The organism is Actinacidiphila epipremni (assembly GCF_012034175.1).
Classification (GTDB): domain Bacteria; phylum Actinomycetota; class Actinomycetes; order Streptomycetales; family Streptomycetaceae; genus Actinacidiphila; species Actinacidiphila epipremni.
Genome location: NZ_JAATEJ010000001.1, coordinates 309,373 through 329,884 on the forward strand (window position 1 = coordinate 309,373; position 20,512 = coordinate 329,884).

General features: G+C 71.5%; 20 protein-coding genes and 2 tRNA genes. 19 read left to right on the forward strand and 3 right to left on the reverse strand.

Features of this window, described 5'->3' with window-relative positions:
• Positions 1 to 77 precede the first annotated feature (77 nt).
• The 7 genes from HCN08_RS01200 (at position 78) to HCN08_RS01230 (ending at position 5,065) form a co-directional block, all read left to right on the forward strand.
• Positions 78 to 752: a mycothiol-dependent nitroreductase Rv2466c family protein gene (locus tag HCN08_RS01200; RefSeq protein WP_167980901.1), complete on the forward strand. Its 675-nt coding sequence runs from the start codon at positions 78 to 80 to the stop codon at positions 750 to 752.
• Positions 753 to 767: 15 nt separating this feature from the next.
• Positions 768 to 1,154: a VOC family protein gene (locus HCN08_RS01205; protein ID WP_167980902.1), complete on the forward strand. Its 387-nt coding sequence runs from the start codon at positions 768 to 770 to the stop codon at positions 1,152 to 1,154.
• Between the two features lie 268 nt (positions 1,155 to 1,422).
• Positions 1,423 to 2,019 (forward strand): biotin transporter BioY, encoded by a 597-nt coding sequence (locus HCN08_RS01210; RefSeq protein WP_167980903.1) that lies wholly within the window; start codon positions 1,423 to 1,425, stop codon positions 2,017 to 2,019.
• 102 nt (positions 2,020 to 2,121) lie between these two features.
• Positions 2,122 to 2,610: a ribose-5-phosphate isomerase gene (locus HCN08_RS01215; RefSeq protein WP_167980904.1), complete on the forward strand. Its 489-nt coding sequence runs from the start codon at positions 2,122 to 2,124 to the stop codon at positions 2,608 to 2,610.
• A gap of 9 nt (positions 2,611 to 2,619) precedes the next feature.
• Positions 2,620 to 3,426 carry an Fpg/Nei family DNA glycosylase gene (locus HCN08_RS01220; RefSeq protein ID WP_167980905.1) on the forward strand — a complete coding sequence of 269 codons (807 nt, stop codon included), beginning with the start codon at positions 2,620 to 2,622 and terminating at the stop codon, positions 3,424 to 3,426.
• A 160-nt stretch (positions 3,427 to 3,586) separates the two neighbouring features.
• Positions 3,587 to 4,729: a PP2C family protein-serine/threonine phosphatase gene (locus HCN08_RS01225; protein WP_167980906.1), complete on the forward strand. Its 1,143-nt coding sequence runs from the start codon at positions 3,587 to 3,589 to the stop codon at positions 4,727 to 4,729.
• Between the two features lie 141 nt (positions 4,730 to 4,870).
• Positions 4,871 to 5,065, forward strand: a complete 195-nt coding sequence (locus HCN08_RS01230; protein ID WP_167980907.1) for a hypothetical protein — start codon at positions 4,871 to 4,873, stop codon at positions 5,063 to 5,065.
• Here HCN08_RS01230 and HCN08_RS01235 read toward each other — a convergent pair.
• The gene (locus HCN08_RS01235) at positions 5,030 to 6,073 is read right to left on the reverse strand and encodes an asparaginase (RefSeq protein WP_167980908.1); all 1,044 of its coding nucleotides are present in this window, start codon (positions 6,071 to 6,073) and stop codon (positions 5,030 to 5,032) included. The genes HCN08_RS01230 and HCN08_RS01235 overlap by 36 nt on opposite strands.
• A 114-nt stretch (positions 6,074 to 6,187) precedes the next feature.
• Between HCN08_RS01235 and HCN08_RS01240 the strand changes: the two genes are divergently transcribed.
• Positions 6,188 to 6,640, forward strand: coding sequence for an Lrp/AsnC family transcriptional regulator (locus HCN08_RS01240; RefSeq protein ID WP_167980909.1), 453 nt, complete (start codon positions 6,188 to 6,190; stop codon positions 6,638 to 6,640).
• 56 nt (positions 6,641 to 6,696) lie between these two features.
• Here HCN08_RS01240 and HCN08_RS01245 read toward each other — a convergent pair.
• A tRNA-Gly gene (locus HCN08_RS01245) sits at positions 6,697 to 6,770 on the reverse strand.
• A gap of 121 nt (positions 6,771 to 6,891) precedes the next feature.
• On the opposite strand from HCN08_RS01245, the gene HCN08_RS01250 reads away from it, so the two are divergent.
• From HCN08_RS01250 to clpX, 5 genes are all read left to right on the forward strand, one after another.
• Positions 6,892 to 6,968, forward strand: a tRNA-Pro gene (locus tag HCN08_RS01250).
• A 194-nt stretch (positions 6,969 to 7,162) separates the two neighbouring features.
• Positions 7,163 to 8,560: a trigger factor gene (gene tig / locus HCN08_RS01255; RefSeq protein WP_167980910.1), complete on the forward strand. Its 1,398-nt coding sequence runs from the start codon at positions 7,163 to 7,165 to the stop codon at positions 8,558 to 8,560.
• 254 nt (positions 8,561 to 8,814) lie between these two features.
• Complete coding sequence (locus HCN08_RS01260; RefSeq protein WP_167981225.1) at positions 8,815 to 9,429, forward strand: ATP-dependent Clp protease proteolytic subunit; 615 nt, start codon at positions 8,815 to 8,817, stop codon at positions 9,427 to 9,429.
• A 130-nt stretch (positions 9,430 to 9,559) separates the two neighbouring features.
• A complete protein-coding gene (locus HCN08_RS01265; protein WP_407648642.1) occupies positions 9,560 to 10,243 on the forward strand; it encodes an ATP-dependent Clp protease proteolytic subunit in 684 nt (227 codons plus the stop codon).
• A gap of 189 nt (positions 10,244 to 10,432) precedes the next feature.
• Entirely contained in the window at positions 10,433 to 11,716 is a 1,284-nt protein-coding gene (clpX, locus tag HCN08_RS01270; protein ID WP_167980912.1) for an ATP-dependent Clp protease ATP-binding subunit ClpX, read from the forward strand.
• 131 nt (positions 11,717 to 11,847) lie between these two features.
• On the opposite strand, the gene HCN08_RS01275 is transcribed toward clpX, so the two are convergent.
• Entirely contained in the window at positions 11,848 to 12,873 is a 1,026-nt protein-coding gene (locus HCN08_RS01275; protein WP_167980913.1) for a hypothetical protein, read from the reverse strand.
• A 191-nt stretch (positions 12,874 to 13,064) separates the two neighbouring features.
• On the opposite strand from HCN08_RS01275, the gene HCN08_RS01280 reads away from it, so the two are divergent.
• From HCN08_RS01280 to mreC, 6 genes are all read left to right on the forward strand, one after another.
• Positions 13,065 to 15,695, forward strand: a complete 2,631-nt coding sequence (locus tag HCN08_RS01280; protein WP_167980914.1) for a valine--tRNA ligase — start codon at positions 13,065 to 13,067, stop codon at positions 15,693 to 15,695.
• A 55-nt stretch (positions 15,696 to 15,750) separates the two neighbouring features.
• A complete protein-coding gene (gene folC / locus HCN08_RS01285; protein WP_322974164.1) occupies positions 15,751 to 17,364 on the forward strand; it encodes a bifunctional tetrahydrofolate synthase/dihydrofolate synthase in 1,614 nt (537 codons plus the stop codon).
• Positions 17,365 to 17,384: 20 nt separating this feature from the next.
• A complete protein-coding gene (locus HCN08_RS01290; protein ID WP_167980915.1) occupies positions 17,385 to 17,720 on the forward strand; it encodes a DUF4233 domain-containing protein in 336 nt (111 codons plus the stop codon).
• Positions 17,721 to 17,787: 67 nt separating this feature from the next.
• Positions 17,788 to 18,201, forward strand: a complete 414-nt coding sequence (ndk, locus tag HCN08_RS01295; protein WP_167980916.1) for a nucleoside-diphosphate kinase — start codon at positions 17,788 to 17,790, stop codon at positions 18,199 to 18,201.
• Positions 18,202 to 18,399: 198 nt separating this feature from the next.
• Complete coding sequence (locus tag HCN08_RS01300; RefSeq protein ID WP_167981227.1) at positions 18,400 to 19,422, forward strand: rod shape-determining protein; 1,023 nt, start codon at positions 18,400 to 18,402, stop codon at positions 19,420 to 19,422.
• A gap of 89 nt (positions 19,423 to 19,511) precedes the next feature.
• Positions 19,512 to 20,510: a rod shape-determining protein MreC gene (gene mreC, locus HCN08_RS01305; RefSeq protein ID WP_167980917.1), complete on the forward strand. Its 999-nt coding sequence runs from the start codon at positions 19,512 to 19,514 to the stop codon at positions 20,508 to 20,510.
• Positions 20,511 to 20,512 lie beyond the last annotated feature (2 nt).

Below are 20,512 nucleotides of genomic sequence, written 5' to 3' on the forward strand. Positions count from 1 at the left end.
AGGTGTGCGCTGTGCAGCGCCCAGCCCGACCGTGCCCGGCTCCGCCCGGGACGCCACCCCCGTACGAGGAGTACGCAGTGACTGCGACCGCCCCCGAGAGCACGACCACCCACCCCTCGACTCCGTCAGGGGCAACCCCGGCCGACTTCTGGTTCGATCCGCTGTGCCCCTGGGCATGGATGACCTCCCGCTGGATGCTGGAGGTCGAGAAGGTGCGCCCCGTCCAGGTGCGCTGGCACGTGATGAGCCTGGCGGTGCTCAACGAGGACAAGCTCGACACCCTCCCCGAGCAGTACGCCACGTTCCTGCGCGAGGCGTGGGGCCCGGTCCGCGTCGTGATCGCCGCCCAGCAGCTGCACGGCGACGACGTCGTCGGCCCGCTCTACACCGCGCTCGGCACCCGCTTCCACAACCGCGCCCTGCCCAAGACGCGCGAGACGATCGTCGAGGCCCTGGAGGAAGTCGGCCTGCCCGCCGACCTCGCCGACTACGCCGACAAGGACACGTACGACACCGAGCTGCGCGCCTCCCACAAGGAGGGCATCGACAAGGTCGGCCAGGAGGTCGGCACCCCGGTCATCGCCGTGCCCGGCTCCGACGGCGAGCAGATCGCCTTCTTCGGCCCCGTCGTCACCCCCGCGCCCAAGGGCGAGGAGGCCGCCAAGCTGTGGGACGGCACGCTCATGGTGGCGTCCATCCCCGGCTTCTACGAGATCAAGCGCACCCGTACCGCCGGGCCCAGCTTCGAGTAGGACGGTCGGCGCGTCATGGCACACCTGGGCCTGGTGAGCGTCGTCGTACGCGACTACGACGAGGCCATCGCCTTCTACACCCGCGCGCTCGGCTTCGAGCTGCGCGAGGACACCCCGCGCGAGGACGGCGGCCGGTGGGTCGTCGTCGCCCCGCCCGGCTCCCGCGAGACCGGCCTGCTGCTGGCCCGGGCCGCCACCCCCGAGCAGTCCGCGCGGATCGGCGACCAGACCGGCGGGCGGGTCGGGCTGTTCCTCACCACCGAGGACTTCGACGGCGACTACAAGCGCATGGTCGCCGAGGGCGTGGTCTTCGAGGAGGAGCCGCGCTACGAGCCGTACGGCGCGGTCGTCGTCTTCCGCGACCTGTACGGCAACCGCTGGGACCTCATCCAGCCGGCGTGACGCGGGTACCGCCCGCCCGCCGTGACTTGGTGGAAACCCACAGCGCCGGGCGGCCCCGGCGGGCGGCCTCCGCCCGCCCCGGCCGCCCGCCGCCGCGTGACGTACATCACGGGACCTGCGTAAACATCCCAGCCGAAACGCAACCGGCGGGAGCAGGAGTCTCCAAGCCGGCGACCGGGGCTTTGTCGCAGTCCGACGATGATCGGCTCTCCCGCGCTGGGCTAGCGTCTGAGGAGCCCTGACCGCCCCCTCACCCGCGGAGAACCGAATGAGCGCCTCCTCCCTCGCCACCGGCCGGGCCGGAACCGTCCTCGCCGACCTGCTCCCCGCCTCCTCCGCCTCCCGCGCCCGGCTGCGCGACGCCGCGCTGGTGGCCGGCGGCGCCGCCCTCACCGGCCTGGCCGCCCAGCTGTCGGTGCCCGTGCCGGGCTCCCCGGTGCCGGTGACCGGGCAGACCTTCGCCGCGCTGCTGGTCGGCACCGCGCTCGGCGCCCGCCGCGGCGTCGCCTCGCTCGGCCTGTACGCGCTCGCGGGCGTCGCGGGCCTGCCGTGGTTCGCCGGCGGCGCGTCCGGCTGGTCCATGCCGAGCTTCGGCTACATCCTCGGCATGCTGCTGGCCTCCGGCGTGGTCGGCTTCCTCGCCCGCCGCGGCGGCGACCGCACGGTGCTGCGCACCGCAGGCGTCATGGTCGTCGGCTCCGCGCTCATCTACGCCGTGGGGGTGCCCTACCTGGCCGTCTCCGCCCATCTGACGGCCCACCAGGCGGTCGTCATGGGCCTGCGCCCCTACCTGGTCGGCGACGCCCTCAAGGCCGCCCTGGCGATGGGCGCGCTGCCCGCCGCGTGGCGCCTGGTCCGCCGCTGACGCCCCGCCGGGCCCGCCGCCCGCAGCCGGCCCCCGTACGCCCGCCGCGGCGCGCGGGGTGCGGTGCGGGCGGCGGGGCGCCGGGGTGGAAGACTGGGCTCCATGCGCGTGTACCTCGGCTCGGACCATGCCGGCTTTGAACTGAAGAACCACCTCGTCGAGTGGCTGACCGCCGGCGGGCACGAGCCCGTCGACTGCGGCCCGCACATCTACGACGCGGAGGACGACTACCCGCCCTTCTGCCTGCGCGCGGCCGAGCGCACCGCCGCCGACCCCGGCAGCCTCGGCATCGTCATCGGCGGCTCCGGCAACGGCGAGCAGATCGCCGCCAACAAGGTCCGCGGTGTGCGCGCGGCCCTGGCCTGGAGCGAGCAGACCGCGACGCTGGCCCGCGAGCACAACGACGCCAATGTGCTGAGCATCGGCGGCCGTATGCACACCCAGGACGAGGCCCAGAAGTTCGTCGAGCTGTTCCTGGCCACGCCGTACTCGCACGCCGAGCGGCACCAGCGCCGTATCGACATGCTCTCCGCGTACGAGGCCACCGGCGAACTGCCGCCGGTCCCGGCGCACCACCCGCGGCAGGACTGACCCCGAGCGATGCCCGAAGGCCACACCATCCACCGGCTCGCCGCCGACCACCGGGAGCGGTTCGGCGGCCTGGCGGTACGGGCCGGCAGCCCGCAGGGCAAGTTCTCCGACGGCGCCGCCCTGCTCGACGGCCGCGTCATGGAGACCGCCGAGGCGCACGGCAAGCACCTCTTCCTCGGCTTCGGGGCCACCGGCTGGGTCCACGTCCACCTCGGCCTGATCGGCACCTACCGCTTCGGTACGGGCCTCGCGCCGCTGCCCGCCGACACCGTACGGCTGCGCATCGCCACGCCGGAGCACTACGCGGACCTGCGCGGGCCCGCCGCGTGCGCGCTCGTCACCGAGCCGGAGAAGCAGGCCATACACGACCGGCTCGGCCCCGACCCGCTGCGCCCCGGCGACGACCCCGGCCGCGTCCACGCCCGGCTCGCCCGGTCGCGGATCAGCGTCGCCGCGCTGCTGCTGGACCAGAAGGTCATCGCGGGCGTCGGCAACGTCTACCGCGCCGAAGTGCTCTTCCGCCACCACGTGGACCCGTTCCTGCCCGGCCGCGACCTGCCACGGCCGGTGTGGGACGCGATGTGGGCCGACCTGGTGGCGCTGATGCGGCAGGGCGTGCGGAACAACCGCATCGACACCGTCCGCCCCGAGTACGAGCCCGAGGCCATGGGCCGCCCGCCGCGCGTCGACGACCACGGCGGCGAGGTCTACGTCTACCGCCGCACCGGGCAGCCCTGCCTGGTGTGCGGGACGCCGGTACGCACCCAGGTCCTGGCCGCGCGCAACCTCTTCTGGTGCCCCACCTGCCAGAGTTGAGCCACGCCCCGGGCCGCGGCCCGGCGACCGGCCCCGCCGCGGCGAGCGTGCGCCGAACGTGCTTTCCGGCGCGAAAGGCGCACGCCCGCGCCTCACCCGTACGGCTCACACCCCGGCGGGCCTGCGCGGAAGGGCCGCCGCTAGGTAGGGTCGCGGAGGCATGGCGAAACAGACGGCGGCGGAGACGGCGGGGCTCAGGTGGCGCAGGCGGTGGCACCGGGCCCGGCTCGGCGTGCGCCGGTCCGCCGTCGACTACTTCCGCGGCGGCGCCTCCGACTGGGCGGGACTGGCCGTCCTGGTCGCCGCGGTGCCGGTGCTCGCGTACATCTCCGTCGTCACGCCCGAGTGGTGCCCGCCCAGCGCCCTGGTGCTGCCGATCCTGGCCGGCGGGCTGCTGCTGCGCCCGGCGAGCCTGCTGCTGGTGTACGCGGCCTCCGCCGTCGCGCTGATCGCCGAGTCCGCCGCCCTCGGCCCGTACCGCGAGGGCCCGGCGCGGGTCACGCCCGGCATGGTGCTGGAGGTGACCGCGGTCGCGCTCGCGGGCCTGGTCATCGCGCAGTTCAGGGCCCGGGTCGGGGTGCCCTGGCGGGGCGGGCACACCATGCTGTTCGACCTCCGGGAACGTATCCGGGTGCAGAGCAGGCTGCCGCGGCTGCCCGGCGGCTGGCACGCCGAGATGTCGCTGCGGCCGGCCGGCGGGCAGTCCTTCTCCGGCGACTTCGTGGTGGCCACCCGCAGTTCGGGCGGGCGGGTCCTGGAGGCGGTGCTCACCGACGTGTCCGGCAAGGGCATGGACGCCGCCTCCCGCTCCCTGCTGCTGTCCGGCGCCTTCGGCGGCCTGCTCGGCTCGCTGCCCCCGCACTCCTTCCTGCCCGCCGCCAACGGCTACCTGCTGCGGCAGAACTGGGAAGAGGGCTTCGCCACGTCCGTGCACCTGGTGCTGGACCTGGAGACCGGCGACTACGAACTGCTGTCCGCCGGGCACCCGCCGGGCGTCCAACTGCACGCCGGCAGCGGCCGGTGGGAGCACAAGGCGGCCGAGGGGCCGCTGCTAGGCGTCTACGACGGGGCCGAATTCGACGGCGTCAAGGGCACGTTGCGCTCCGGCGACGTGTTGATGCTGTTCACCGACGGGCTGGTGGAGACCGCCGAGCGGGACATCGCCGAGGGCATGGACCGGCTGATCGGCGAGGCCGACCGCTTCGTGACCACCGGATTCCGCGGCTCGGCCTGGCGGTTGATCGAGGCGGTCGCCAAGGACGTCAACGACGACCGGGCGCTGCTCATAGTGTGCCGGGACTAGCGGTGGGGAATGCACCCAGTGGCCGTTCGCCGTACGGGCGTTGATTGTCGGTCAGGGATGGCACCATGGAGGCGGGCGAGGCGGGGGGCGCGGCGCGGTTCCCCGGACCGGCAAGGAACCCGAAAGAGGAAGTGATCCGCTGTGGTTATCTCCCTGTCCGCCGCACTGCTTCTGGCGATCGTGCTGTTCGTCATGATCCGGTCGAAGCAGATAAAGGTGGGCCCCGCGATCGTCGCCGCCCTCTTCGGCTTCTTCCTGGCCTCGACGAACATGGCGCCGGACATCAACCGGTTCCTGAACTCAGTGGCCGACACCATCAACCAGATAAAGATCTGACGCCTGCCGCGCCGGCGGCTGCGGGTCCAGGACGCCGCGCAGCAGCGTGCCCGCGTCCGGGCCGTCGCCGGCGGGCCCGCGGGCGGCCAGCAGCGCCGCCAGCACCGCGATCCGGGCCTGGCCCGGCTTGAGCGCCCCGGCCAGCAGCGCGCCGGCCGCCGCCAGGTCCACCGCGCCGCCGCCGGTGTAGAGCGGGGCGACCGCGCCGGCGGCCACCCGGGTGCTGACGGCGACGTGCACGCCGGAGGAGACCGCGCGGCGCACCGCGTCGGCGACCTCGGGGTTGGCGTTGCCCGCGCCGGTGCCGACCAGCACGATGCCGCGGGCGCCGGCGGCGACGGCCGCGTCGAAGAGGACCGAGTCGCCGTCGCTGTGGTGCATGACGATGTCCACCCGCGGCGTGCTGCCGGTGCGCTCGGGCAGCGGCAGCGCCTCGCGCCGCGGCTGCCGGCGCGCCCACCGCACCCGGCCGAACTCGACCCGGCCCAGCGGCTGCCCGTCGGGGCTGCCGAAGGCCCGGGCGTCCACCGTGTGCTGCTTGACGGTGCCGCGGGCGGCGAAGACCTGCCCGGCGAAGACGATCACCGCGCCGATGTCGCGGCCGGAGACGGCCGTCAGCAGCGCGTCGTAGAGGTTGCCGGCCGCGTCGCCGTCCGGGGCGTCCAGCGGCTGCTGGGCGCCGGTGAAGACCACCGGGCGCGGGTCGTGGTGGAAGAGGTCCACGAAGAAGGCGGACTCCTCCAGGGTGTCCGTGCCGTGCGTGACGACCACGCCGTCCACCTCGGGGTCGGCCAGCGCCTCGTGGACCGCGTACAGCAGCCGCAGCTGGTGGTCGGTGGTCAGCCGCGAGCTGTTGACGGTGAACAGGTCCACCACCCGCACCTCGACGCCTTCGGGGACGGCGCCGGCCTCCAGGACCTCGCGCCCGGCGGCCTCGGCCGCGTATCCGTCGCCCTGCCACCGGCTGGCGATGGTGCCTCCGGTGCTGATGACCACGACGTGTCGCACGTTGCCTCCGCCTCCCACTGCTGCCGCTGTGAGTGCAATGATATGCGCGTAGACCCGCCATATGATTGCTAATACCGGCCGGTACTCCAGTGAAATATGGGGGATAATGCTGCGATGGACGCCATCGACAGAAGCATCTTGCGCGAACTCCAGGCGGACGGCCGGCTGACGAACCAGGAGCTCGCCCAGCGGGTCGGTCTCACCCCTTCCCCCTGCCTGCGCCGGGTACGCCAACTGGAGGACGACGGGGTCATCCAGACCTACCGCGCGGTCGTCGACCCGGCAGCCGTCGGCCGCGGCTTCGAGGTCTTCGCCTCCGTCGAGGTCCAGCGCGACCGCGCCTCCGTCGCCGCCTTCGAGGCCGAGGTCCAGTCCACCACCGACGTCGTCGAGGCCTACCGCCTCTACGGCGCCCCCGGCTGCCTGCTGCGCATCGCCGTGACCGACTCCGACGCCTACGAGCGCTTCTGGACCGAGAAACTCATCGGCATGCCCGGCGTCACCGACGTCAACTCCCAGATGATCATGCGCCGCATCAAATCCCCCCAGGGCATCCCCGTCGACTGACCCCCCCCACACCGACGGCCCGGAGCGGACACATCCGCCGACCGGGCCGTGACAAGTGGAGCGGGCGACGGGAATCGAACCCGCGTAGCTAGTTTGGAAGACTAGGGCTCTACCATTGAGCTACGCCCGCAGCGGGTCAGATTCTGGCACACCTGGTGGTTGGCGGTCGAATGGGATCGGCGCGCAGGTGTCGCGGGTGGATACTTGGCTGCCCACGGTCGAGGGGGCATGTACTCTACGTGTCGCACCAGCGGGGTGTGGCGCAGCTTGGTAGCGCGTCCGCTTTGGGAGCGGAAGGCCGTCGGTTCGAATCCGGCCACCCCGACCAGCAGTTCTCCGTATGAGGGGCCGCCGGGGGCGGCGGGCGGCGGACCGCCGGGCGACCCCGCCCGGCGGGGATTGCGGTACCGGTAGGATGGGCCGCCGGCGGGCCGGGTACGTGGCCACGGCCGAGTGCCGGACACGCGAGCAGCGCACCGGCAGGTCCGCCCCCATCAACGTAAAGCCCAAGGAGACCCAACCGTGAAGAGCGCCGTCGAGACTCTGAACCCGACCCGGGTTCGACTCACTGTCGAGGTGCCCTTCGAGGAGCTCAAGCCCAGCCTCGACGCGGCGTACAAGAAGATCAACGACCAGGTCACGGTGCCGGGCTTCCGCAAGGGCAAGATCCCTGCGCGCGTCATCGACCAGCGGTTCGGCCGGGGCGCGGTTCTCGAAGAGGCCATCAACGACGCGCTGCCGAAGTTCTACACGGAGGCGGTCAACGAGACCGAGCTCAACGTGCTCGGCCAGCCGGACGTCGACATCACCGAGTTCGACGACGGCAATGAGCTGAAGTTCACCGCCGAGGTGGACATCCGCCCGGCCATCGAGATCCCGGACTACTCCGGCATCGAGGTGACCGTCGACGCGATCGAGGTCACCGACGAGGACGTCGAGAAGTCGCTGGAGCAGCTGCGCGACCGCTTCGCCACCACCTCCGCCGTCGAGCGGGCCGCCGCCGAGGGCGACGTCGTCGTGGTCGACCTGGAGGCGTCGGTGGACGGCGAGGTGCTCGGCGACGGCATCGCCGAGGGCGTCAGCTACACCATCGGCTCGGGCCAGCTGCTCGACGGCATCGACGAGGCCGTCACGGGCCTGTCCGCCGGCGACACCGCGACCTTCGCCTCGCAGCTCAAGGGCGGCTCCGCCGCCGGCAAGGACGCCGAGGTCAAGGTCAAGGTCTCCGAGGTCCAGGAGCGCGAACTGCCGGCGCTGGACGACGAGTTCGCCCAGCTGGCCAGCGAGTTCGACACGCTGGAGGAGCTGCGCGCGGACAGCCGCAAGCGTCTGGAGTCGATGAAGCAGTACGACCAGGCCACCTCCGCGCAGGAGAAGGTCCTCGACGCGCTCATCGAGCTCACCGAGGTCGCGATCCCGGAGAAGCTGCTCAAGGACGAGATCGAGACCCGGACCCACAACCTGGAGCACCACCAGTTCCCGCAGATGGGTCTGACCTGGGAGTCCTTCCTGGAGCGCGAGGGCAAGACGCGCGAGGAGTACGACGCCGAGCTGGAGGCCCAGGCCGTCAAGGGCATCAAGACCCAGTTCATCCTGGACGAGCTCGTCACCAAGGAGAAGCTGTCGGTCAACCAGGAGGAGCTCACCGAGCACCTGGTGCGCCGCGCCGCGTCCTCCGGCATGAGCCCGGACCAGTTCGCGCAGGCCGTCGTCGAGGGCGGCCAGGTACCGCTGCTGGTCGGCGAGGTCGCCCGCGGCAAGGCCCTCGCGGTCGTCGTCGAGGCGGCGAAGGTCACCGACTCCAACGGCGAGGTCGTCGACCTCTCCGACGAGGACGAGGACGCACCCGCGGAGGCCGCCGAGGAGACCACCGAGGCCGCCGCGCCCGCCGACGCCGACGCCGAGTCCGACAAGGCCTGACGCAGCCCAGGGCGGCAAGCCACAGGGGCGCACGGGACCATCCCCGGCGCCCCTGAATGCGCTCACCCGGCGCGGAGCGCCATGCGCTCAGAGCGAACAGGTGGCCGTACAGGATTTACGGCCACCACCCGCGCGTTAGGGTCCGTAAGGAGAAGGGCGCAGTCCCCCCGCGGGAAGGCGTCCGGCTCAAGTGAAGACCCTGTGACGGCCTGTCTACCGTCCGACAACGAGCAGGTGGATACGTGACGACTCCGATGCCTTCCGCCGCCGGCGAGCCCAACCCCGGTGGCCTCGGCGACCAGGTCTACAACCGACTGCTCGGCGAGCGAATCATCTTCCTCGGCCAAGCGGTCGACGACGACATCGCCAACAAGATCACCGCGCAGCTGCTGCTGCTGGCCGCCGAGCCGGACAAGGACATCTTCCTTTACATCAACAGCCCCGGCGGCTCGGTGACCGCAGGCATGGCGATCTACGACACGATGCAGTTCATCCAGAACGACGTCGTGACGATCGCGATGGGCATGGCCGCCTCGATGGGCCAGTTCCTGCTCACCGCCGGCGCCCCCGGCAAGCGCTTCGCGCTGCCGAACACCCGCATCCTCATGCACCAGCCGTCCGCCGGCCTCGGCGGCTCCGCCACCGACATCAAGATCCAGGCGGAGCAGCTGCTGCACACCAAGCGCCGGATGGCCGAGCTGATCGCCCAGCACTCCGGCCAGACCTTCGAGCAGATCACCAAGGACTCCGACCGCGACCGCTGGTTCTCCGCCGAGGAGGCCAAGGAGTACGGCCTGCTGGACGGGGTCATGCTCTCCGCCGCGCACGTGCCCGGCGGCGGCGGCACCGGCGCGGGCTCCAGCTCCTGAGCCGGCGGGCCCGTGCGGGCCCGCCCCAGGACGCCCGGCGGCCACGCGACCAGGCGGCCCGGCAGCAGCCGAACGGCCCGGCAGCCCCGACGACGATCACTCGAAGCTCGATCTCACCAGGACGGTGGACGTGAACACTCAGAATTTCCCCGGCAGCGGCCTGTACGACCGCACGAGGGCCGAGCGGCCCGGCCTGCTCGGCGCCGAGGCCCGCTACCTCGTTCCGCAGTTCGAGGAGCGCACCTCCCAGGGGTACAAGCGCTACGACCCGTACTCGAAGCTGTTCGAGGAGCGGGTGATCTTCCTCGGCGTGCAGATCGACGACACCTCGGCCAACGACGTGATGTCGCAGCTGCTGTGCCTGGAGTCGATGGACCCCGACCGTGACATCTCGGTCTACATCAACAGCCCCGGCGGCTCGTTCACCGCGCTCACCGCGATCTACGACACGATGCAGTTCGTGAAGCCGGACATCCAGACGGTCTGCATGGGCCAGGCGGCCTCCGCCGCCGCCGTCCTGCTGGCCGCCGGCACGCCCGGCAAGCGCATGGCGCTGCCCAACGCCCGGGTGCTGATCCACCAGCCGTACACCGAGACCGGCCGCGGCCAGGTGTCCGACCTGGAGATCGCGGCCAACGAGATCATCCGGATGCGGCAGCAGCTGGAGGAGATGCTGGCCAAGCACTCCACCACGCCGATCGAGCAGATCCGGGACGACATCGAGCGGGACAAGATCCTCACCGCCGAGGAGGCGCTGGCCTACGGCCTCGTCGACCAGATCGTCTCCACCCGCAAGACCTCAGTGAACGTCTGATCCACCCGGGCGGCGGACGCCCCCGTGCGGCCCCCCTGGACCCGGAGCGCACCCGGAGCCCCTCTGGACCCGGATGAGCGAGTACGTCCAAGGGGGGCCCACACGGGGGGCACGGCAAGGTACCGTCGATGAGAGAAGCACCAGGCTCCGTTGAAGGCCGGCGGAACCCAGGCGAAGGGGAAAGACCTCGTGGCACGCATCGGTGACGGCGGAGACCTGCTGAAGTGCTCGTTCTGCGGAAAGAGCCAGAAGCAGGTGAAGAAGCTCATCGCAGGCCCCGGTGTGTACATCTGCGACGAGTGCATCGACCTCTGCAACGAGATCATCGAGGAGGAGCTCGCCGAGTCCTCCGAGGTGCGCTGGGAGGACCTGCCCAAGCCCCGGGAGATCTACGAGTTCCTGGAGAGCTACGTGGTCGGGCAGACGCCCGCCAAGAAGGCCCTCTCGGTCGCGGTCTACAACCACTACAAGCGCGTCCAGGCCGGGGAGAACGGCCGCCCGGGGCACGAGGACGCGATCGAGCTGGCGAAGTCCAACATCCTGCTGCTCGGCCCGACCGGCTCGGGCAAGACGCTGCTGGCCCAGACCCTGGCCCGGATGCTGAACGTGCCGTTCGCCATCGCCGACGCCACCGCCCTCACCGAGGCCGGCTACGTCGGCGAGGACGTCGAGAACATCCTGCTCAAGCTCATCCAGGCGGCCGACTACGACGTCAAGAAGGCCGAGACCGGGATCATCTACATCGACGAGATCGACAAGGTGGCCCGCAAGAGCGAGAACCCCTCGATCACCCGGGACGTGTCGGGCGAGGGCGTGCAGCAGGCGCTGCTGAAGATCCTGGAGGGCACGACGGCCAGCGTGCCGCCGCAGGGCGGGCGCAAGCACCCGCACCAGGAGTTCATCCAGATCGACACGACGAACGTGCTGTTCATCGTGGGCGGCGCGTTCGCCGGCCTGGAGAAGATCATCGAGTCGCGGGCCGGCGCGAAGGGCATCGGCTTCGGGGCGACGATCCGCTCCAAGCGCGAACTGCAGGCGGCCGACCTCTTCCAGGAGATCATGCCGGAGGACCTGGTGAAGTTCGGGATGATCCCGGAGTTCATCGGCCGCCTCCCGGTCATCACCAGCGTGCACAACCTGGACCGCGAGGCGCTGCTGCAGATCCTCGTCGAGCCGCGCAACGCGCTCGTCAAGCAGTACCAGAAGCTCTTCGAACTCGACGGCGTGGAGCTGGAGTTCGAGCGCGGCGCGCTGGAGGCCATCGCCGACCAGGCGATCCTCCGGCAGACCGGCGCGCGCGGCCTGCGGGCCATCATGGAGGAGGTGCTGATGTCGGTGATGTACGAGGTGCCGTCCCGCAAGGACGTCGCCCGCGTCGTCATCACCGCGGACGTCGTGCACTCCAACGTCAACCCGACGCTCGTCCCGCGCGAGCCCCGCATCATCGGCAAGGGCGAGCAGAAGAGCGCGTAGCCGCTGCGCGGCAGCGTTACCGCGCCGAGGCCGCGAGGCCCGCGCCGGCTGCGCCGCGCGGCCTGCCGGACCCGCAACGCCAGAGGGCGCCCGGTCCACCGACCGGGCGCCCTCTCGCGTGTGAGCCGGGATCAGCTCAGCGGTACGCGGACGTCCTTGCGGACCTTCGACAGCAGGTCGGACGCGTCCTGCGTCGACATCGCCTGGCCGCCGCCCCCGCCCAGGATCGCGCTCGCGTCGATCGGGATGATCGCGCCCAGCGTGGTGTAGTCCGCCCACAGGCAGATGGTCACGTTGGTGGCCTTGCCGCTGGTGTCGCTGTCCGACGACGTGTCGGTGATCTTCGCCTGCTGGCACTCCACGACCGCGTCGTCGGCGCCCGCCGGGTGCATCGTCTGGACGTCGCCGACCAGTTCGGTCTTCGTGTCCTCGTCACCGTCGTCGTCGGCGACGTGCTTGCGCATGTCGCTCATCATGCCGTCGGCGAGCTTCTTCGGGTCCTTGATGGAGCCGTACGCGCCGCTGAACTCCAGCAGCGTGCCGCCGCCGGCGAGCGAGCCCTTGACGTAGCCGCCCTGGACGGCCGTCGGGTCGGTCATGCCGAGCGACTTCATCAGCGCGAGGTCGTCGTCGTCGAACCCGTCGTCGTCGCTGTCCTCGTCCGTGCTCTTCTTGAAGTCCGTCGCGACGGTGTCCGGCGTGACCAGTTTGTACTTCTTGCCGTCGTTCTTCAGGCCGCCGCTGTCGCCGGAGCCCTTGGTGACGAAGAAGATGCCGGCGCCCACCGCGACCAGTGCCACCACGACGCCGACGATGATGCCGGTGCGCTTGCCGTTGCCGCCCTGCTGCGGTCCGGCCGGCGGCTGCCCGTAGCCGTAGCCCTGCTGCGGGACCTGGCCGTACGCCGGCGGCGCCGGGGGCTGCTGGCCCTGCTGCGGGTAGCCGTAGCCGGGCTGCGGCTGGCCGTAACCGCCCTGCTGCGGCTGCCCGTAACCCGGCTGCGCCGGCGGGGCCGGCGGGGTCGGCGGCTGCTGGCCCTGCTGCGGGTAGCCGTAGCCCGGCTGGGGCTGGCCGTAACCGCCCTGCTGGGGCTGGCCGTACGGGTTCTGCGGCGGCTGCTGCCCGTAAGGGTTGGGCGGCGGCTGGTTGTTGCTCATGGAACGAGGGTCCCCTCCGTTGACGTCGTCGGGACATCCTTGCCGACTCCGGGCGGACCGGCGACCGGTGGGGGGCTCCCCGACGGTGAACTCCCGGCCTGCAAGCCATCTTGACCGATCCCTTATGCGCTGCTTACCCCTGGGGTGCAACTGATTCGTAACAGCCCGGCACGCCCCCGTAGAATTGCCGCGTGACCGACAACACTCAGCGCCCCGCCAGCGGGCCGGACAGCACCCAGGACCTGCCGACGACCTACACGCCGGCCGAGGTAGAAGGGCCGCTGTACGAGCGCTGGGTGGAGCGCGGCTACTTCGAGGCCGACGCCAAGAGCGACAAGCCCGCGTACACCATCGTCATCCCGCCGCCCAACGTCACCGGCAGCCTGCACCTGGGCCACGCCTTCGAGCACACGCTGATCGACTCCCTCACCCGCCGCAAGCGCATGCAGGGCCACGAGACGCTGTGGCAGCCCGGCATGGACCACGCCGGCATCGCCACGCAGAACGTCGTCGAGCGCGAACTGGCCAAGGAGGGCAAGTCGCGGCACGACCTCGGGCGCGAGGCGTTCGTCGAGCGGGTGTGGAAGTGGAAGGCGGAGTCCGGCGGGCAGATCGCCGGCCAGATGCGCCGCCTCGGCGACGGCGTGGCCTGGAGCCGCGACCGCTTCACGATGGACGAGGGCCTGTCCCGCGCGGTCCGCAGCATCTTCAAGAAGCTCTACGACGACAAGCTGATCTACCGCGCCGAGCGCATCATCAACTGGTGCCCGCGCTGCCTGACCGCCATCTCCGACATCGAGGTGGACTACCAGGACGACGAGGGCGAGCTGGTCTCGCTGAAGTACGGCGAGGGTGACGACACCGTCGTCGTCGCGACCACCCGGGTCGAGACGATGCTCGGCGACACCGCCGTCGCCGTCCACCCCGACGACGCGCGCTACGCGCACCTGATCGGCCGGCGCATCAAGCTGCCGCTCACCGACCGTACGATCCCGGTCGTCGCCGACGCGCACGTCGACCCGGAGTTCGGCACCGGCGCGGTCAAGGTGACGCCCGCGCACGACCCGAACGACTTCGCGATCGGCCAGCGGCACGGCCTGGAGTCGCTGACGATCATGGACGAGCGCGCGGTCATCACCGTGCCCGGCCCGTTCGAGGGCCTGGACCGCTTCGAGGCCCGCTCGGCGATTGTCGCCGCGCTGCGCGCGCAGGGCCGGATCGTCGCCGAGAAGCGCCCGTACGTCCACTCCGTCGGCCACTGCTCGCGCTGCGGTACGACGCTGGAGCCGCGGCTGTCGCTGCAGTGGTGGGTCCGGGTCGAGACGCTGGCCAGGGCCGCGGGCGACGCGGTCCGCGACGGGCGGGTCCGTATCCACCCGGCCGAGATGTCGCAGCGCTACTTCGACTGGGTCGACAACCTCAACGACTGGTGCATCTCGCGGCAGTTGTGGTGGGGCCACCGCATCCCCGTCTGGCACGGCCCGGACGGCGAGATGGTGTGCGTCGGCCCCGACGAGCAGCCGCCCGCCGGCGAGGGCTGGACGCAGGACACCGACGTCCTGGACACCTGGTTCTCCTCGGCGCTGTGGCCCTTCTCCACCCTCGGCTGGCCCGACAAGACCCCCGACCTGGCGAAGTTCTACCCCAACTCGGCCATGGTGACCGGCTACGACCTGATGTTCTTCTGGGTCGCCCGGATGATGATGTTCGGCCTGTACGCCATGGACGGCGCCGTCCCGTTCCACACCATCGCCTTCCACGGCATGGTGCGCGACGAGAACGGCAAGAAGATGTCGAAGTCCTTCGGCAACGCGGTCAACCCGCTGGACTGGATGGACAAGTACGGCTCCGACGCGCTGCGCTTCACGCTCGCCCGCGGCGCCAACCCCGGCATCGACGTGCCGATCGGCGAGGACTGGGTCCAGGCGTCCCGCAACTTCGCCAACAAGATCTGGAACGCCACCCGGTTCGCCCTGATGAACGGCGCGAGCGTCCAGGGCCCGCTGCCGGCGCCCGAGCAGCTGTCGGCCGCCGACCGGTGGATCCTGTCCCGGCTCGGCCGGGTCGTCGCCGAGGTCGACGCCTACTACGACGACTACCAGTTCGCGAAGCTGTCGGACGCGCTCTACCACTTCGCGTGGGACGAGGTCTTCGACTGGTACGTGGAGCTGTCCAAGACGTCGTTCTTCCGGGGCGGCGAGAGCGCCCGGGTCTCCGGGCGGGTCCTCGGCGAGGTGCTCGACACGCTGCTGCGGCTGCTGCACCCGATCGTGCCGTTCCTGACCGAGACGCTGTGGACGACGCTGACCGGCGGCGAGTCGCTGGTCGTCGCCGACTGGCCGGCCGACAGCGGCTTCCGCGACGCCGCGGCCGAGGCGGAGATCGCCGAGGTGCAGCGGGTCGTCACCGAGGTCCGCCGCTTCCGCACCAACCAGGGCCTCCAGGACGGCCAGAAGGTCCCCGCCCGGCTCACCCTGGACGGTACGGTCCTCGGCCCGCACGAGGACGCCATCCGGCAGCTGCTGCGGCTGCAGCCGGTCGGCGAGGGCTTCCACGCCACCGCCTCGCTGCCGGTCGGCGGCGCCACCGTCGAGCTGGACCTGTCCGGCGCGATCGACGTGGCCGCCGAGCGCAAGCGGCTCACCAAGGACCTGGCGGCGGCGCAGAAGGAGAAGTCCGACGCGGAGCGCAAGCTCGGCAACGAGGGCTTCCTCGCCAAGGCCCCGGAGAAGGTCGTGACCGGCATCCGCGGCCGGCTCGCGACCGCCGAGAGCGACATCGCGCGGATCACCGCGCAGCTCGCCGCGCTCCCGCAGGCGTGAGGGCACCGGTGGCCCTGGCCGAGAGGCCGGGGCCGCCTTCCGTAGACTGGACGGCGTGAACGACCTCCCCCGCGGCGCCGACCCCGCGGACCGCGACCCGGACGACGCCGGCTTCGACGACGCCGGCTTCGACGGCCCCGACGACGCAGGCCGCCTCGTCGGCGACGCCCACGCCGGTGACGCCGACTACGCCGCCCTCGACGGCGAGCGCCCCGTCGAGGGCCCGCGCGAGGCCGACATGGCCGTCATCGAGGCCGGCAGCCGTACGCTGCGGGCCGGCGTCGGCGCCCCGTCCGCCGCCGACGACATGCCCGGCCGGCCCGCCGACCCGGCCGTCGACCGCGAGCTGCGCGAGGTCGAGGCGGAGCTGCTGGGCCGCTGGCCCGAGACCAAGCTCGACCCCTCCCTGGTCCGGATGCGGGCCATGATGGACGTGCTCGGCGAGCCGCAGCGCGGCTACCCCTCGATCCACATCACCGGCACCAACGGCAAGACCACCACCGCCCGGATGATCGAGCGGCTGCTGCTCGCCTTCGAGCTGCGGGTCGGCCGCTACACCAGCCCGCACGTGCAGGCCATCACCGAGCGCATCAGCCTGGACGGCAGCCCGATCGCCGCCGAGCGGTTCATCGAGACCTACCGCGACCTCCAGCCGTACGTCGAGATGGTCGACGCCGCCCAGGAGCACCGGCTGTCCTTCTTCGAGGTGATCACCTCGATGGCGTACGCGGCGTTCGCCGACGCGCCCGTGGACGTCGCCGTCGTCGAGGTCGGCATGGGCGGCAGCTGGGACGCCACCAACGTCATCGACGCCCAGGTCGCCGTCGTCACCCCGATCGCGCTGGACCACACCGACCGGCTCGGCACCACCCCCGGCGAGATCGCCGTCGAGAAGTCCGGCATCGTCAAGAAGGGCGCGACCGCCGTGCTGGCCGCCCAGCCGGCCGACGCCGCCCACACCCTGCTCAAGCGGGCCGTCGAGGTGGACGCCACCATCGCCCGCGAGGGCGCGGAGTTCGGCGTCACCGCCCGCGAGGTCGCCGTCGGCGGGCAGCTGCTCACGCTGCGCGGCCTCGGCGGCGCGTACGACCAGGTCTTCCTCCCGCTGCACGGCGAGCACCAGGCGCAGAACGCCGCGGTCGCGCTCGCGGCGGTCGAGGCGTTCTTCGGCATCGGCCAGGTCCACCAGCGCACCCTCGACATCGACACCGTACGGGCCGCGTTCGCCGCGGTCACCTCGCCCGGCCGGCTGGAGGTGATGCGGCGCAGCCCCACCGTGGTGCTGGACGCCGCGCACAACCCGGCCGGCGCCCTGGCGACGGCCGCCGCGGTGCGCGAGGCGTTCGACTTCACCCACCTGGTCGGCGTGATCGGCCCGAGCCGGGAGAAGGACGTCCGCGGGCTGCTGGAGGCGTTCGAGCCGGTCCTCGCCGAGGTCGTGGTGACACGCAACTCCACCACCCGCGCCATGGACGTCGACGACCTGGCGGCGCTGGCCGTCGAGGTCTTCGGCGAGGACCGGGTGCAGGTCGAACCGCGGCTGGACGACGCCCTGGAGGCGGCCATCACGCTCGCGGAGGACGAGGGCGCGTACTCCGGCGCCGGTGTGCTGGTCACCGGGTCGGTCTTCACCGTGGGAGAGGCCCGGCTGCTGCTGGGCCGCGGATAGGGCATCGAGGGGCTGGACTCATGCGGACGCTGTGTTCGAGCACGCTGATCGGCGAGTTCTTCGTCATCGGCTTCGCCGGTCTGGTCGCCATGAAGGACCCGGACCTGACGATGGCCACCGTGTGGACGGTGTCGGGCATCGCCATGGCGCTGTGCGTGCTGCTGTGCGCGGTGGTGACCAGGCCCGGCGGGCTCGCGGTCGGCTGGGCGCTGCAGATCGGGCTGATCGTCAGCGGTGTCGAGGTAGGTACCATGTACTTCCTCGGCGCGGTCTTCGCCGCCCTGTGGTGGGCGTCGATCCACTTCGGGCGCAAGATCGACGAGGCCAAGGCCAGGCACGCGGCGCAGACCGCTTGACGGCCGCCTTGTAGGCTCATCGCACCACCACCCACACGTCTTCACAGACATCGGCAGGAGCCGCACCGTGTCCCAGCGCACCCTCGTCCTCCTCAAGCCCGACGCGGTCCGCCGTGGCCTGGTCGGCGAGATCCTCGGCCGGATCGAACGCAAGGCCGGCTGGACGATCGGCGCGCTGGAGCTGCGCACCCTCGACCGCGCCACCCTGGAGCAGCACTACGCCGAGCACGTCGGCCGCCCGTTCTACGAGCCGCTCATGGAGTTCATGGCGTCCGGCCCGTCGGTGGCGCTGGTCGTCGAGGGCGAGCGGGTCGTCGAGGGACTGCGTACGCTCGCCGGCCCGACCGACCCGATCGCCGCACAGCCCGGGTCCATCCGGGGGGATTTCGGCACCATCGTGCGGGAGAACCTGGTGCACGCCTCGGACTCGCCCGAGTCGGCCGAACGGGAAATCAAGCTGTTCTTCCCCCCTCTGGCCTAAGCGCCGCCCCGAAGGGGGCATATGCGGTGCCCGAACGGGAACCAAACATCCCGACACGGCGTCACCATTACAAAGGTCAGCTGTGTGTTCTGATGACAATGACGTCGGAGCCCCGACCCGCGCGCCCCACCGGTCGCGACTACGATGGAATCTCCGCTCACGCTCGGGAAGGCCAGACGTATCCTCATGGCGAACAACATGTCGTTCATCGGTCGTGACATGGCTGTCGACCTCGGCACCGCCAACACGCTGGTGTACGTCAGGGGTCGCGGGATCGTGCTGAACGAGCCGTCCGTCGTGGCCGTGAACACCAACACCGGTGGCATTCTCGCGGTCGGCGCCGAGGCCAAGAAGATGATCGGCCGGACCCCGGGCAACATCGTCGCGGTGCGGCCCCTGAAGGACGGCGTCATCGCCGACTTCGAGATCACCGAGCGGATGCTGCGCTATTTCATCCTCAAGGTGCACAAGCGCCGTTACCTCGCCCGCCCGCGGATGGTCATCTGCGTACCGTCGGGGATCACCGGTGTCGAGCGCCGCGCGGTCATCGACGCGGCCAACCAGGCCGGCGCGCGTACCGTGCACATCATCGAGGAGCCGATGGCCGCCGCGATCGGCGCGGGCCTGCCGGTGCACGAGGCGACGGGCAACATGGTCGTCGACATCGGCGGCGGCACCACCGAGGTCGCGGTCATCAGCCTGGGCGGCATCGTCACCGCGCAGTCCATCCGAGTCGCCGGCGACGAGCTGGACAACGCGATCATCCAGCACATCAAGAAGGAGTACAGCCTGCTGCTCGGCGAGCGCACCGCCGAGCAGATCAAGCTGACCGTGGGCTCCGCGTTCGCCAACAAGGACGACGACGAGCACACCGAGATCCGCGGGCGCGACCTGGTCAGCGGGCTGCCGAAGACCGTCGTCATCTCCGCGGCCGAGGTGCGCAAGGCCATCGAGGAACCCGTCAACGCGATCGTCGACGCGGTCAAGACCACCCTGGACAAGTGCCCGCCCGAGCTGTCGGGCGACATCATGGACCGCGGCATCGTCCTGGCCGGCGGCGGCGCGCTGCTGCGCGGCCTGGACGAGCGGCTGCGGCACGAGACGGGCATGCCGATCCACATCGCCGAGACGCCGCTGGACTGCGTGGCGCTCGGCGCGGGCAAGTGCGTCGAGGAGTTCGAGGCGCTGCAGCGCGTCCTGGACGCCGCGCCCCGCAGATGACACGCGGCCCGCACCCCAGCACAGTAGCTCCGACCGGCCGCTTGCCTTATCGGCGGCGGGTCCGATGAGGAAGGCACGGACTGGCGCCCGTGAGGGACACAAAGGAGAGCCGGCTGCTGCTGGTGCTGCTGGTGGTGATCGCCTTCGCGCTGATCACCGTGGACATCAGGGGCGGTGAGAACTCGCCGCTGGACCGGCCCCGGCAGGCCGCCGAATCCGTCTTCGGACCCGTCGAGAACGCCGTGTCCGGTGTCGTCGACCCGGTGGGCAACGCGGTGGACGCGGTGCGCGACTCGGGCGACCGCAGCAGCACCATCACCCGACTGGAACGCGAGAACGCCGCGCTCAAGCAGCAGCTCGGCAGCAAGGACATCACCCGCAACCGCGCGCAGGAGCTCGACAAGCTGCTGAAGACCGCGGGCGCCGGGCAGTACGCCATCAAGGGCGCCCAGGTCATCGCGATAGGAGCGGCGCAGGGCTTCTCCTGGACGGTCACCATCGACGCGGGCAGCCGGGACGGCATCACCCGCGACATGACGGTCATCAACGGCGACGGCCTGGTCGGCCGGGTCACCACGGTCGGCACCGGCACCGCGACCGTACTGCTCGCCAACGACCCGGACTTCACCGTCGGCACCCGCCTCGAAGGCTCCATGGAGCTGGGCCTGGCCAGCGGCCAGGGCGAGCGCCCGATGCGCGTCCAGCTGCTCAACGGCAAGGCCGCCGTCCACAAGGGCGACCGGCTGGTGACGTTCGGCTCGGAGAAGGGCAAGCCGTTCGTGCCGGGCGTACCGGTCGGCAAGGTCATCGCCGTGGACCCCTCCGGCGGCAACCTCACCAAGACCCTCCAGGTGCAGCCGTTCGTCGGCTTCACCCGGCTGGACGTCGTCGGCGTGGTCGTGGTCGGCCCGCGCACCGACCCGCGCGACAGCGTGCTGCCGCCCCGGCCCACCACGCCGCCGCCCCCCAAGCCCACGACGTCGACCACCCCGACGGCCCCGGCCTCGCCCGGCAGCACCCAGACCGACGGGGCACTGCCGCCCGCGAGCGCCACCACCACGACGTCCACGAGCAGCAGCAGGGACTGAAC

Bases quoted from the DNA above. Each gene is read 5' to 3' on its own strand.
- HCN08_RS01260 (WP_167981225.1), top strand. From the start codon at position 8,815: ATGCCTTCCGCCGCCGGCGAGCCCAACCCCGGTGGCCTCGGCGACCAG.
- HCN08_RS01215 (WP_167980904.1), top strand. From the start codon at position 2,122: ATGCGCGTGTACCTCGGCTCGGACCATGCCGGCTTTGAACTGAAGAAC.
- HCN08_RS01220 (WP_167980905.1), top strand. From the start codon at position 2,620: ATGCCCGAAGGCCACACCATCCACCGGCTCGCCGCCGACCACCGGGAG.
- HCN08_RS01275 (WP_167980913.1), bottom strand. From the start codon at position 12,873: ATGAGCAACAACCAGCCGCCGCCCAACCCTTACGGGCAGCAGCCGCCG.
- HCN08_RS01210 (WP_167980903.1), top strand. From the start codon at position 1,423: ATGAGCGCCTCCTCCCTCGCCACCGGCCGGGCCGGAACCGTCCTCGCC.
- HCN08_RS01205 (WP_167980902.1), top strand. From the start codon at position 768: ATGGCACACCTGGGCCTGGTGAGCGTCGTCGTACGCGACTACGACGAG.
- HCN08_RS01290 (WP_167980915.1), top strand. From the start codon at position 17,385: ATGCGGACGCTGTGTTCGAGCACGCTGATCGGCGAGTTCTTCGTCATC.
- HCN08_RS01240 (WP_167980909.1), top strand. From the start codon at position 6,188: ATGGACGCCATCGACAGAAGCATCTTGCGCGAACTCCAGGCGGACGGC.
- HCN08_RS01225 (WP_167980906.1), top strand. From the start codon at position 3,587: ATGGCGAAACAGACGGCGGCGGAGACGGCGGGGCTCAGGTGGCGCAGG.
- HCN08_RS01300 (WP_167981227.1), top strand. From the start codon at position 18,400: ATGTCGTTCATCGGTCGTGACATGGCTGTCGACCTCGGCACCGCCAAC.